13 protein-coding genes and 1 pseudogene are annotated in these 12,041 nt (G+C 56.2%); 11 read left to right on the plus strand and 3 right to left on the minus strand.

Annotation, left to right across the window (positions count from 1 at the left end; translation table 11 throughout):
- Positions 1-581: 581 nt before the first annotated feature.
- Together ACZ899_RS04670 and ACZ899_RS04675 are read left to right on the plus strand one after the other, a co-directional pair.
- On the plus strand, positions 582-1,589 hold the full coding sequence (locus ACZ899_RS04670) for a hypothetical protein (RefSeq protein WP_234560965.1): 1,008 nt from the start codon (positions 582-584) through the stop codon (positions 1,587-1,589).
- A 316-nt stretch (positions 1,590-1,905) separates the two neighbouring features.
- A pseudogene (locus ACZ899_RS04675) lies at positions 1,906-3,101 on the plus strand (IS256 family transposase).
- Between the two features lie 419 nt (positions 3,102-3,520).
- Here ACZ899_RS04675 and ACZ899_RS04680 read toward each other — a convergent pair.
- Positions 3,521-4,435, minus strand: a complete 915-nt coding sequence (locus ACZ899_RS04680; protein WP_234562578.1) for a LysR family transcriptional regulator — start codon at positions 4,433-4,435, stop codon at positions 3,521-3,523.
- Between the two features lie 140 nt (positions 4,436-4,575).
- Here ACZ899_RS04680 and ACZ899_RS04685 point away from each other — a divergent pair, with 140 nt between their 5' ends.
- Together ACZ899_RS04685 and ACZ899_RS04690 are read left to right on the plus strand one after the other, a co-directional pair.
- The gene (locus ACZ899_RS04685; RefSeq protein ID WP_110737717.1) at positions 4,576-4,971 is read left to right on the plus strand and encodes a RidA family protein; all 396 of its coding nucleotides are present in this window, start codon (positions 4,576-4,578) and stop codon (positions 4,969-4,971) included.
- 166 nt (positions 4,972-5,137) lie between these two features.
- The gene (locus tag ACZ899_RS04690) at positions 5,138-5,851 is read left to right on the plus strand and encodes a tellurite resistance TerB family protein (protein ID WP_234562577.1); all 714 of its coding nucleotides are present in this window, start codon (positions 5,138-5,140) and stop codon (positions 5,849-5,851) included.
- Between the two features lie 308 nt (positions 5,852-6,159).
- Here ACZ899_RS04690 and ACZ899_RS04695 read toward each other — a convergent pair whose 3' ends face one another.
- A complete protein-coding gene (locus ACZ899_RS04695) occupies positions 6,160-6,402 on the minus strand; it encodes a hypothetical protein (protein WP_234562576.1) in 243 nt (80 codons plus the stop codon).
- A gap of 614 nt (positions 6,403-7,016) precedes the next feature.
- On the opposite strand from ACZ899_RS04695, the gene ACZ899_RS04700 reads away from it, so the two are divergent.
- The 4 genes from ACZ899_RS04700 (at position 7,017) to ACZ899_RS04715 (ending at position 8,791) form a co-directional block, all read left to right on the plus strand.
- The gene (locus ACZ899_RS04700; protein WP_062574277.1) at positions 7,017-7,517 is read left to right on the plus strand and encodes a hypothetical protein; all 501 of its coding nucleotides are present in this window, start codon (positions 7,017-7,019) and stop codon (positions 7,515-7,517) included.
- A 12-nt stretch (positions 7,518-7,529) separates the two neighbouring features.
- A complete protein-coding gene (locus tag ACZ899_RS04705) occupies positions 7,530-7,772 on the plus strand; it encodes a hypothetical protein (protein WP_062574276.1) in 243 nt (80 codons plus the stop codon).
- Between the two features lie 485 nt (positions 7,773-8,257).
- Positions 8,258-8,428, plus strand: coding sequence for a hypothetical protein (locus ACZ899_RS04710; RefSeq protein WP_234562575.1), 171 nt, complete (start codon positions 8,258-8,260; stop codon positions 8,426-8,428).
- A gap of 75 nt (positions 8,429-8,503) precedes the next feature.
- The gene (locus ACZ899_RS04715) at positions 8,504-8,791 is read left to right on the plus strand and encodes a DUF3077 domain-containing protein (RefSeq protein ID WP_234562574.1); all 288 of its coding nucleotides are present in this window, start codon (positions 8,504-8,506) and stop codon (positions 8,789-8,791) included.
- A 537-nt stretch (positions 8,792-9,328) separates the two neighbouring features.
- On the opposite strand, the gene ACZ899_RS04720 is transcribed toward ACZ899_RS04715, so the two are convergent.
- Positions 9,329-9,796 carry a hypothetical protein gene (locus ACZ899_RS04720; RefSeq protein ID WP_234562573.1) on the minus strand — a complete coding sequence of 156 codons (468 nt, stop codon included), beginning with the start codon at positions 9,794-9,796 and terminating at the stop codon, positions 9,329-9,331.
- Positions 9,797-10,250: 454 nt separating this feature from the next.
- Here ACZ899_RS04720 and ACZ899_RS04725 point away from each other — a divergent pair, with 454 nt between their 5' ends.
- The 3 genes from ACZ899_RS04725 to ACZ899_RS04735 all read left to right on the plus strand — a co-directional run bounded on the left by ACZ899_RS04725 (position 10,251) and on the right by ACZ899_RS04735 (position 12,033).
- Positions 10,251-10,508, plus strand: coding sequence for a hypothetical protein (locus tag ACZ899_RS04725; RefSeq protein ID WP_234562579.1), 258 nt, complete (start codon positions 10,251-10,253; stop codon positions 10,506-10,508).
- A 143-nt stretch (positions 10,509-10,651) separates the two neighbouring features.
- Positions 10,652-10,876 (plus strand): hypothetical protein, encoded by a 225-nt coding sequence (locus ACZ899_RS04730; RefSeq protein ID WP_234562572.1) that lies wholly within the window; start codon positions 10,652-10,654, stop codon positions 10,874-10,876.
- A 227-nt stretch (positions 10,877-11,103) separates the two neighbouring features.
- Positions 11,104-12,033: an alpha/beta fold hydrolase gene (locus ACZ899_RS04735; protein WP_234562571.1), complete on the plus strand. Its 930-nt coding sequence runs from the start codon at positions 11,104-11,106 to the stop codon at positions 12,031-12,033.
- Positions 12,034-12,041: the final 8 nt, after the last annotated feature.

Below are 12,041 nucleotides of genomic sequence, written 5' to 3' on the forward strand. Positions count from 1 at the left end.
CTGCACACATTAAATTGTATAAAGCAAGATAGCTACCTGCTAAACTCGCTTGATTTTTCTATTTTAAAATAAGTAGTGTGTCGCGCGGGTTCGAGGTGTGACAGCCCCCCCCCCTGGTTTTTAGCAGCGATCTGCCCCAATTTTTCATCAGCCTTAATGACTTTCTACATCATTTAGCGCGGCATTAACAAGTTTTAGACATTAACTTGATTGCTCGTTATATTTTTTTGAAATTGATTAGATTGATTCTAGGTATTGGGCGCGGTTATTGGCGGCACGTTGACGTGCGCGCGTTCCTTTCGAACATGACAGCCTAGGCCCTCCCTTAATAAACGAACAACCCTCCTGCCTGTCTTAAACCACAAAAGTTAACTATCCTCGATCTAAAGGCCGAAATTTTTTATTCCTCAATGGAATTACATTGATAATAAAAATTTCTATATTTTAGCTTAGTCATATACATCAAAAAATTAGCGCCCCTGCATTTCACGCCTACACTCAATCTTGCTGCTTGACATCTAAAGCAGCACAGCCTGCAGAAATAATACTAAGCGCGATATCACCGAGCCGGGAGCATAGCCATGTCGGATATGAAAATACCTTTTACCAAAGTAATACTTCCAATGATTGGCCCACTTGGCGGATTTGGCGCCTTAGATGTCGGTATTGGCCAAAGCGTGCCCGCCTCTGAATTATTTAATAACTTAATAAAACAAATGAATGCCGACCTCCAGCAGCGAATGTCTCAGCGATCTGAGACGCTAAATCAACAAGCAAAAGACACGCAAGAGGGAGTGCCATCTGGCTGGGAGATAGAATTTGAAGTAACCCATGAGGAGCAGCATTGGAGTTTTGATATTCCCAGCATTACTATGCGCACTCAAACCTGGTCATTTGACTGGCCAGAGCTACGCGGCAAAGAAGCCTCATTTGATGTACCAGACGGATTGGAGTGGCGAAATGAGCGAAGATATCTTGGGGACTTCTTTCAGTGCAGAAGTATTACCGATTGCGGTTGGTATCCGGTCTACGCAGACATCCCTGTTGCGGTTGTTAAAACAAAACGAGTTACTTTCACCGTCCCCGAAGTTGTAATGGAAAGGAAGGAGTTTAAGTGGGACGTTCCAGAGTTCGGAGTTGAGCGTGTAGATTGGTACGTGAAAATCCCTCAATTTAAATTGGTAAGATCGGCCGCAACATATGCCGAAGAAGCAGAGCGAAAAGCCGAAGAGCTGAAAACTCAAGCTACAGCCGAAATGAAACAAGACATTCTTGATATTCGAAACATATATAAGGACCAGCTATTTCAAGCCGCAACTGCAGTTGCAGAAGAGTCCAGGCTGAAAATGACGGAGCAGTATAATATTAATCTTGCGCTATTCAATGGCGCTATTGAAGGCATGAATTCGCAAATATCGAAATTACCTGCAAGTGAGCAAGAAAAATATCAAGTCAACCTCAATTCTCTCATGGCGAACCGGCAGTCACTAATAGACCAATATACATCATTCATGACAAATATTGACGCTGAAATACAGATGATGGTCCAGAGGGTTTTTGAAAGCTTGGGGGCTGCTGCTGGGCTTTAAAAATTATAAAGTCCTTAGCCCCCCCCCTGAATTAACGGCTTCATGACCGTCCCCTAAAGACCTCGACGATCAGAAGATTAGCCAGAGGTAGGTGTTTTCACAAAGTACGGGCCAAAGGGAGTCGAGCGGGTCGACGCTGCTAACCACGCACTACGGATTACGGTGAGATTGCCTTCCGACCAAATCCGATGGATCGTGTCCCAGGAAGTGGTGTAACTGAACCAGCCGAAGGCGCCCTGCGGGCGAAAGAGGATGGTCATCGTGGTTCTTGGCTAACGTTGAGTTTGCGGACTTAACCTTCACCAGAGAAACCACGATGACCAAGCCCACTATCGCATTGACCGAGTTGGTTGAGAAAGGGGCAGACGCTGATCTGCTCAAGCAAATGATCCAGTTCGTTGCCCAGCGCATGATGGAGTTCGATGTCGAAGGCCTGTGCGGCGCCGGCTTCGATGTCAAAAGCCCAGAACGGACAAACAGCCGCAATGGCTACCGTGATCGCCTCTGGCAAACCCGCGCCGGTGACGTTGACCTGAAGATCCCGAAGCTGCGCCAGGGCAGCTACTTTCCTGGCTTTCTCGAGCCTCGACGTACCGCCGGAAGGCCATGGCAGCGGTGATCCAGGAAGCTTACATTCAGGGCGTTTCAACGCGTTCGGTGGACGAGCTGGTCAAGGCCATGGGCATGACCGGCATCTCCAAAAGCCAAGTGTCACGGCTGGCTGGTGAGATCGATGAGCGCGTTCACGCCTTCCTTGACCGACCGCTTGAAGGCGACTGGCCTTATCTCTGGATAGATGCCACCTACGTCAAAGTGCGGGAGGCCGGGCGCATCGTCTCGGTCGCCGTAATAATCGCTGTGGCCGTGAACACCGATGGTGGCCGTGAAGTCCTGGGCATGCGTGTTGGCCCATCAGAAGCCGAGCCGTTCTGGACGGACTTCCTGCGAAGCCTGATGCGGCGTGGCTTACGTGGAGTGAAGTTGGTCATCTCCGATGCCCACGAGGGGCTCAAGGCGGCTGTCTCCAAGGTCTTCAACGCGACTTGGCAGCGCTGCCGCGTGCATTTCATGCGTAACGCCATGGCCCATGTCGGCAAGGGCCAGCGCACCATGGTGGCAGCGCTTCTGCGCACGGTTTTCGCCCAGGACAGCCGTGCCGAATGTCATCAGCAGTGGCGCCTGGTCGCCGATCAGTTGCGCGAAAAGTACCCCAAGATCGCGACGCTCATGGACGGCTGCGAGGATGAAGTGCTGGCGCACATGGCGTTTCCAAAAGCGCACCGTCAGCAGTTGCACAGCACCAATCCACTGGAACGGCTCAACGCTGAAATCAAACGTCGCACCGACGTCGTGGGCATCTTTCCCAACGACCCTGCAATCACACGGCTGGTAGGCGCGATGCTGCTGGAGCAGAACGACGAGTGGTGCCTGCAACGGCGGTATATGCAGTTGGAGGCCTTCGAGGCGGTCAGCGATAATCCACAGGCCAAGCTGTCGGCCGTGATCAACTAAACGGCAAACTCAGTGGTCAAGGCCATGATGAGTTACACCACTTCCCGGGACACGATCATCCGATGCGGTCGCTAGATAGAATTGGTGCAAGCGGATAGTGAGGTGGAGAGCAATTCGTATTATGACAACAGGCGCCTCGCAGCGCCTGTTTTTTCGACAGCCTGAGGTGAATTGAGGTCGACCCATAACCAAGCAAGCCAAATTTTAATCAATTAGAACTAGCATCTTCAGCTACGCTCGATATGCCTTCCTAAACGGCTGCGTTTGGCCGATAGCCTTCGCGAACGGCCGCTATGGGTCGATAGCGGTCACCGGTAAGCGGCCGCTTCTGACTCATAGCTGCCCTCCACTGCACTGGCAGAAAACGGGAAACAGCGGAAATTTGGAGTACCTGATCCTGAAACGGCTTTACCCCCGTTTCACTCAACCACCGGCGCATGCTCGGCCATCAACTCGATTATCCAGTCGATAAACACCCGCACCTTGGCGCTGACATGGCGATTCGGCGGGAAGGCCAGATACATCGGCATCGGCGACATGTGCCAGTCTTCAAACAGCGGCAGGAGTTCGCCGCTGAGCAGGTGCGGTTTGGCCATGTACTGCGGCAACCAGAGCATCCCCAGGCCAGCCAGGCCGGCGGCAAGGTACGCATTGCCGTCATCGACCATCAGTTGCGGGCGGGCCTGGACCTCTATGCGCTCCTCACCTCGCTGCATCGCGTAGGGCAAGGTTTTGCCTGTACGAAACCAGAGAAAACCGATGGTCTTGTGCTGACCTTCCTCTAACTCACGGGGGTGCACCGGTGTACCGAGGCGCTGCAAGTAGCCGGGCGTGGCATACATGCCGAGCTGCAGATCGCCCACATGCCTTGCCACCAGGGACTGATCGGTTATCTCGCCGCCACGCACCACGCAGTCGACGTTTTCACCAATGATGTCGACGATGCGATCGCTGACGCCCACGGTCAGCTGGATTTCTGGATAACGTGCAAAAAACTCTGGCAAGGCGGGTATGAGCAGCATTCGCGCCAGCGGGCTGGGGACATCCACCCGCAGCCGTCCGCGCGGTGCCATCGACGCGCTGGACAAGCTGGTCTCGGCGTCGTCCATGTCGACCAGTAGCCGGACGACGCGTTCGTAGTAGGCCGCGCCGTCGGCGGTGACATTGACCTTGCGTGTGGTGCGGTTGAGCAAGCGTACGCGCAGCCTCGCTTCCAGCTGCTGAATGAGCTGCGTCACGGTGGTCTTGCTCATGTGCAGGGTGGCGGCCGCCTTGGTGAAACTACCGGTTTCCACCACTCGGGCAAACGCCTGCATTGCATCGAATCGGTCCATTCCACGCCTCGTTCGCACCTGGATTGTTTGGAGTATACAAACAGTCCTGACCAGCGCTGCCCGTTTATCCAGGTAGGTGGCCTTTTTAAAGTGACCTTACCGTAAACACCGGGCCGCGATGGCCTAGAACGAGGTAGGTAATGTCCAGTAAACGTGATGTCGTTTTCCCACCCGATCGCCATGCTTTGTACGAGCTGCACCGCTACTCGCCGGCGATTCGCTCCAATGGTTTTCTGTTCGTATCCGGTCAGGTCGGCAGCCGCAAGGATGGTTCGGCCGAGCCGGACCTGGCGGCGCAGGTTCGCCTGGCCTTCGCTAACCTCAACGCGATTCTCGCCGAGGCCGGCAGTAGTTTCGAGGATGTGGTTGATACGACCATCTTCATGGTCGACCCCGATTCGAAGTTCGAAACCATCTGGGAGGTGGCGGCCGAGTATTGGGGTGAGGCGCCTTATCCCACGGTGACCGCTCTTGGCGTGACCTGGCTGTCCGGCTTCGATTTCGAGATCAAGGTGATCGCGAAACTGCCGCAATAGAGGCGGTCCAGCCCCTGCTTCGGGTTCAAGTTGCAGGGTGCGTCCATGCTATTTCGCTGCACTCGGTAAGCTCCCGCTTACCCGTCGGCCAGACGGTAATGGCGGTTCGCCTTGCGGGGGCTATCGTTGCTTGTCTGGGCGACGACTACCGACCGAGGGCGGTGCCATGAACACGAGTGATCTACTGGAACAGTTGCTTCGGGCCGGGCAGGGCTCGCAAGCGCAACAAGGGCGCGGCGGCATGTCCGCGCAAGATGGCCTGGGTGGATTGCTGGGAGGGCTGCTTGGCGGCGGCAGTGGAGCAGGGGGCAGTGGTGGCCTTGGTGGTTTACTTGGCGGCCTTCTGGGTGGCGGTGGTGGCAACGCCGGCGCTTCCGCTCAGGGACGCTCTGCTGGTGGCGTCAATTACGCGGCTCTGGCGTCGTTGGGCATGATGGCGTTCCAGGCTTATCAAAGTTGGCAAAGCAGCCAGGCGGCAGCCCCGCAACAGGCCGTGCGTACCGTGGATCAATTGTCTGGCCCCGAGGCCGAAGATCACAGCCATGCGATCTTGCGTGCGCTGATTGCGGCAGCCAAGGCTGACGGTCGCATCGACCAGCAGGAAGAACAGTTGATCTACGCTGAAATCAAACGTCACACCAGCGACCCGCAACTGCAGCAATGGCTGGATGAGGAAGTCAGCAAGCCACTCGATGCCGCCGAGGTGGCACAGTCGGCCCAGGACCCGGGCATGGCTGCGGAAATGTACCTGGCCAGTGTGATGCTGGTGGATGACCAGCAGGGCGCGGAGCGGGCCTACCTTGATGAGTTGGCCAGTGCGTTGGGGATCGATCCGACTTTGCAGGTGCATCTGGAACAGCAGGCGAAGGGGGCCGCCTGATCGGGCTGAAGTGCTCTCGCTGTCTATCAATCTAAAGCCAGCGCAGGCAAGGCCCGAGAGATTGCGCGTACGCTCAGACTCTTCGTCTCGACCAGGAGCGGACATTGCTCCAAGGCAGTGTTTTCAACGCAGCCTGATTTTTGGGCTGCGTGGGAGCGGGCTGGCCCCGCGATCACCGGCAACGCCGGTGCCATACGCCGCATCGCGGGGCAAGCCCGCTCCCACGTTGATATCGCTTGTAACTTTGTTCACGGCACGATTGTGTAGCCCAATGGATCCCGTGATGTCGACAAGAGCCGGACCTGGGCTTAGCCCACCTCCGTGAACCGCCGCCGCGTCATGAACAGCACCGCGCCCAACGGCACTGCCAGGAGCGCCAGCAGCTCCAGGTCAAAGCCCAGCACCTGCTGCTGGTCGAAATTGAAGATGCCGACCAGGCCTGCCGCCAACATCGCCACGCCCAGCCACTTGCGTAAGGGGTATGGTTTCAGAAACTGAACGATGAGTGCGCCCAGTACCAGAAGGATGGCGGCTTGCATGATGTGGGGCATATGCAACTTCTCAGACCGGATGACCAAAAGTGGGGGAATCTCTACAAGCTCTGGGTGAGATGTAAACCGTCTTTTTTGGGGCTGGGTAGACGGGCAGGGGAGAGATCCCGCGTCGCGTCCTACAGGGATTAATCAGATTTTCACTATTTCGAATAGTCCGTTTCCGAAGCATGCTCTACCCGCTTTTACGCCATCCAACCTAGGTCTAGCCTTGCCTTGCTGGGTCGCTACAAAAAAGTAGCGACCGGGTCTGCAAGCCCGAGCGGGATATCTAGATCAGCACCACCCATTGCCATTGGTCTCAAGGCATTGGCCGTGCATCACGGTGGCTGCGTACGGGTGGCCTTCGGGTCAGTCGGGCTTGCTCTAGTTGCCCCGGTCTTGCAGGCCCGTACGTGGCCGCCACCCCTTCGTTTGCAAGCGATGAGTTGCGGGCTGATCAGCGTAACTAGAGGGCTTCAACATGAAGATTTTCCCCGACCCATGAGTTTCGGCTTCTTGCTATGCAGCCATTTCGCGGCACAAGACCGCTCCTATAGGGATCGTGTCAACTTTCAGCTGCATCTGGATGCCCGACTTTTCAGAATCTCCGCTTATTTTGTAAGGAAGCGTTAATGAACTTTGAAGGGACACACCAGTACATGGGCAACCACGGGATCGTGTTCAACATTTCGCAGATCACCCTCACCGACAGTGACCGCGGTCGCTTGCGCGAGCTGCATTTTGGCGAAGCAAAGCATGCCCATTACCAAGTCACCAGCAAAGTCGTAGAGGTGTACGACAAGATGCAGGCCAAAAACCTGCCCTGCGTGATGATGGTAGGTATTTCCAAACCGCTGACCCGTCAACAAGCAGACACCCTCAATACCCAGCGCACCAGCATTGCTAACCTGGCGCTCTCCGCTTTCGGTGGTGCTGCCCGTGCTGTGGGCAATCTGGCCGGGCCAGTAGCAGGGCTTGCCGCCGGTACTGCTGTAGGTATGGGCGTGCGCTCTTACGTTAATGACGTCTTACCCACCTACCATGCTGGTGACGTAGTCGTGAGCATTCAAGCTCAGGTAAGTGGTGGGATTGGTCCGCAGCGTACTGCCGAATCACTTATCATCAGGGCTTGAGAGGAGGTGCACATGTCCGAATTTACGCAGGCAGTCATCTTCGTTGCACTGGCTTTTCTATTTGAACGGTTCATGAGGCCATACTTGCTGCGCAAGTGGCTAGGCGTTGCGTTGGTCATTGCTGGACTGATTGGTTGTGTTGCGCTGAGCCAGACTCGTTTGCAGAGCTTTGACCTGGGATTGATGTCTGCCCTTGCAGTGCCGCTCGGCATAGGGTTGTTCCTGAGCAGACGACGATTTGAGGGGCGAGAGTAGGATCCTGGAGCGGCCTTGCACCTGTTTCGCCCGGTCTGCAAGCCTGCGCGGTATTAGGGTCTGTACGAAATGTGTCTGCGCGAAGGCCAGACAAGGCGAAACGGGGGGAGGAACGGCCGGGGTCGCGCCCGACTGTACTGGAGTACATGAGCATTCCGAGCCCCGTTTCAACGCAGTATGGGCGAGTGCAGATACATTTCGTACAGAGCCTAGGATGGTGCTCACCATGATCCTCGGCGTTGAGTAGTGGGTCTCGCTTTATGGTGGCTACGTGCGGGTGACCTTTGGGTCAGCCGGGTTTTCGCCTCGTAATACCCCGGTCTTGCAGACCTGCACGTAGCTGCCGCCTTTTACCTGCAAGTGAAAAGTTGGGGGCTGTCTAATACATTGCGAGGTATTTTTGCTTAAGATCGCCCCGGATCCACTGCCGTCCACCGAATCCCCCCCTCCTTGAAGACACTCTGGTCCAGGCCAATGAGTACGTCATGTGCGCACTGGCCGTCGCCCATCAGTCGTTCAGCCACCTGCCCAAATCACTGGCCACTCTGGTGATGCTGACGATGATGCACGAGCTTGATGCCACCCGCATGCTGCTGGAGTCGGCTTTGGCCCAGCTCCAGATGAGTGAACGACCGCCGTCATACACGTTGCACTGACAGGGTTGCCACAGCCCCCCAGCGTCGGCCTAAATCATTGAGTGACGGTCAGTTCCACAAGAGAGGATTTCGCAAATGCACAACGAAACCCCTGCAGACTACGGCCAGCTCGGCTGGACCGTCAGTAGCTGCACCTGCATGGAAGGCTCCACCAAAGGTACGCGCCTGTTCCGTGTCGAGCCCGGCAATTGCGCAAGCCACGCCATGGAGCAGGCCTCCGTGCTGCTCGACAGCGCACGCCGGGCGTCCTTCATTGGTGTGATGGACAATGAGCCGGTGCTGGTCTGGGCATCGCACTACCTGGGCGATATGGCCAAGGCATTGATGGATGATGCGCATATGGGGATGTTGAAGAAGGTGTGAAACAGACCCCGGTGATCTGGGTCGGACAGTTGCATCGATCCAGGCCACACTTGGACGGACGCTTGAACCGTGTGCCAGGATCACTGAACGCCTTCGAGGTCTTTCAAGATCTCCGTCAAATACAGTCTGGTATACCGCTCTGACGGCTGTATGTGTTCCGAGTCCCCTGAATGGTGGTATTCCCCTTCGTCGAATGCCAGGTAGATGCCAAATGCCGGCTGTGGCATCTCCTCGTCCGTGCTCAGTTCGACAATGGCGGTGAATAGGCCATTCATGATGTTATCGCCAGCCTCATACGATATTGCCCCCGAAATGAATCGTCGGGCCGTTACGATTGATAGGGCATTGAGCAGATCGGCAGATCGCAGGTCTGGGCTTCGGCAGTAAACCGATAAATCGTCCAGGGTCAGCGAGCGATCGTGCGCTGTACCTAGCAAGGCATTGATATCGGAGTGGGGGACCGGTGTGGGCATCAGCGACGTAGCCTAATGTATTTCAAGACTGGGAGTGCGGATCTCGAATCGCTTGCTGGTCAGGCTAGTCCCAGTACATTTCGATGTTTTCCTGCATTCTGAACTCATCCAACACGATGTGAAAATGCGACCTTTCAAAAGTCAGGCAGGGTATCGCGTCGAACCAGTCAACAGCGGGAGCTTCGACAGTGATCAGGTCCTTCAGCAAGCCAAATCGACTCCAATGAACGGCATGCTCACCAGCGCATTGTTCAGCAACAATCACGGTGCAGGTGAGATCCAGGTCATCCGAGCAGACCAGCAAAGGCACCAAGGTCTTCCACCCTGGCGCCGTGGAATAGATCCGATCCCAGATCAACAAGGTGTCTTCATCACTGTGCAAACCGGAGTGGGCGGCTACAAGGTGGAATTCGGCATCCGCATTCTGCATGGGTAGCCAAACCTCAAGGGGTGATCCGTCAATCGCAAAGGTTGGGTAGTAGCCTTGGCTGTACTTGGACTTGTGACTGGCAATTGATAGCCGGTTGAGCATTCGGTTTCTCGCTCTGCTGAAGCCCACATAACTTACTGCTTTTGGCTGTGAATGTCTGCCAAGGGGCAATCGGTGAGCAGTGCAGAGTCCGGCCAATGATTCGTTGGCGCGTCCTACATGGATGAATCAGATTTTCCCTATTTTGAGTAGTCCATTTCCTAAGCATGCTTTGGCCACTGTTGCGCCCTCGAAGTGGCGGCTAGTCTCGCTGGGTCGTTGCCAAATCAACGACCGGGCCTGCAAGCCCGTCTGAACATCGAACTGTACTCACCTTCGAGTCGCTGGCGTTTTCCAGTGGTTGTGCTCAATGGTGGCTACGTGCGGTTGGCCCTCGGGCCGGCCGGGTTATCGCTCGATGTTCCCCGGACTTGCAGACCCGCACGTAGCCGCCACCCATCCTCCTGCAGGTGAATGGGTGTCTGGTTGATCATTCATGAACGTCGAGTATGAAGTCATGTTGAAGATCGTCCCGGATCCACCCCCGTCCGCTGAGTCCTCTCATCTGCTTGAAGACACCCTCGTCCAGGCCACCGAGTACGTCATGTGCGCGCTGGCCGTCGCCCATCAGTCGTTCAGCCACCTGCCGAAATCACCGGCCACTCTGGTGATGCTGACGATGATGCACGAGCTTGATGCCACCCGCATGCTGCTGGAGTCGGCACTGGCTCAGCTCCAGATGAGTGCGCGACCGCCGTCATACACATTGCACTGATAGAGCTGCCACAGGCCCCAGGTTCCGCGCCGCAATCAAGATTGTCGGGGCCGCTGCGCAGCACTTTCGCGGCGCAAGGCCGCTCCTACAGGGGCTAGCTAAATCAATGAGTTATGGCTTTTCCACGAGAGAGGATTTCGCAAATGGACAACGAAACCCCAGCAGACCACGGCCAGCTCGGCTGGACCGTCGGCAGTTGCACCTGCCTGGAAGGTGCCACCAAAGGCACGCGCCTGTTCCGTGTCGAGCCCGGCAACTGTGCAAGCCATGCCATGGAGCAGGCTTCCGTTTTGCTCGACAGCGCCCGCCGGGCGTCCTTCATCGGTGTGATGGACAACGAACCGGTGTTGGTCTGGGCATCGCACTAACTGAGCGATATGGCCAAGGCACTGATGGATGATGCGCATATGGGGATTTTGAAGAAGGTGTGAAGCAGACACGGCGGTCTGGGGCGGGCAACCCCACCGCCCCAGACCACACTCGAATGTCCTCAACACCTTCAATCGTGGCGACAAGTCCGTATAGTGCCTAGCTCTCATCTGTCAAAGGAGTGGCCAATGAAACAAGCAACATATCGCCTGGAGAGGGGAATCCGATGCGTATCGCAATGATCCTTGCGACAGTCGGGACCACTTTGTCGCTGATGTCTGCATCGCTATCGGCGTCATCCAACCAGCCTCCGTCTTCGCCACTAGGGCACGCTGACCAGCAGCGTATCTCGGTACAGGTCGAAGGCGCGGGCAGGGATGTGATCCTGATTCCGGGGCTGGCATCGTCCCGCGAGGTATGGGCTGACCTTGCCACTCGGTTACGCCAGGAGCACCGCCTTCACCTCGTGCAGCTCGCAGGCTTCGCCGGTTTGCCTGCGGTGTCCGATAGCGAAGGGACAGTGGTCGCTCCAGTGGCCGAGGCAATTGCTGATTACATTCGCACCCAGCATATCGAGGCCCCCGTGATCATCGGTCACTCGCTGGGGGGAGAGGTTGCATTGATGCTGGGGGCTCGCCATCCCGATCAGGTTGGTCGCTTGATGATCGTCGATGCGTTGCCGTTCTACACGTTGCTGATCGATCCTTCGGCGACCAGCGAAACCGCTACCGTGCATGCCGCAGCAATGCGCAGTTCGCTGTTGGCTGCATCGCCGGAGCAGAGCGAAGCGATGCAGAAGGCATCCATCGCTCGGCTCGTCAAAACCGAGGCGCTCAGACCAGGGGTGGTTTCTGCGGGGATCAGCTCTGATCGCAAGACCGTGGCGGATGCAGTGTATGAGTTGATGATCACTGATCTGCGTCCCGAACTCGGTCGCATTAGTGCGCCGGTCGAAGTTGTGTATGCATACGACGCTTTTTACGGCGTGCCTGCATCCAATGTTGATGCAACGTTCCGTCGGGCCTATGCCTCGACACCTGATATCCATTTCACCCGCATCGATGACAGTTTTCATTTCGTCATGCTCGATCAACCGGAGCGGTTTGCCAGTGCTGTTGCGGCTTTCCTCGAGCCGGGAGCAGACCGCGGGCAATGAGTCGTTGG

Source organism: Pseudomonas sp. TE31087 (assembly GCF_057284075.1).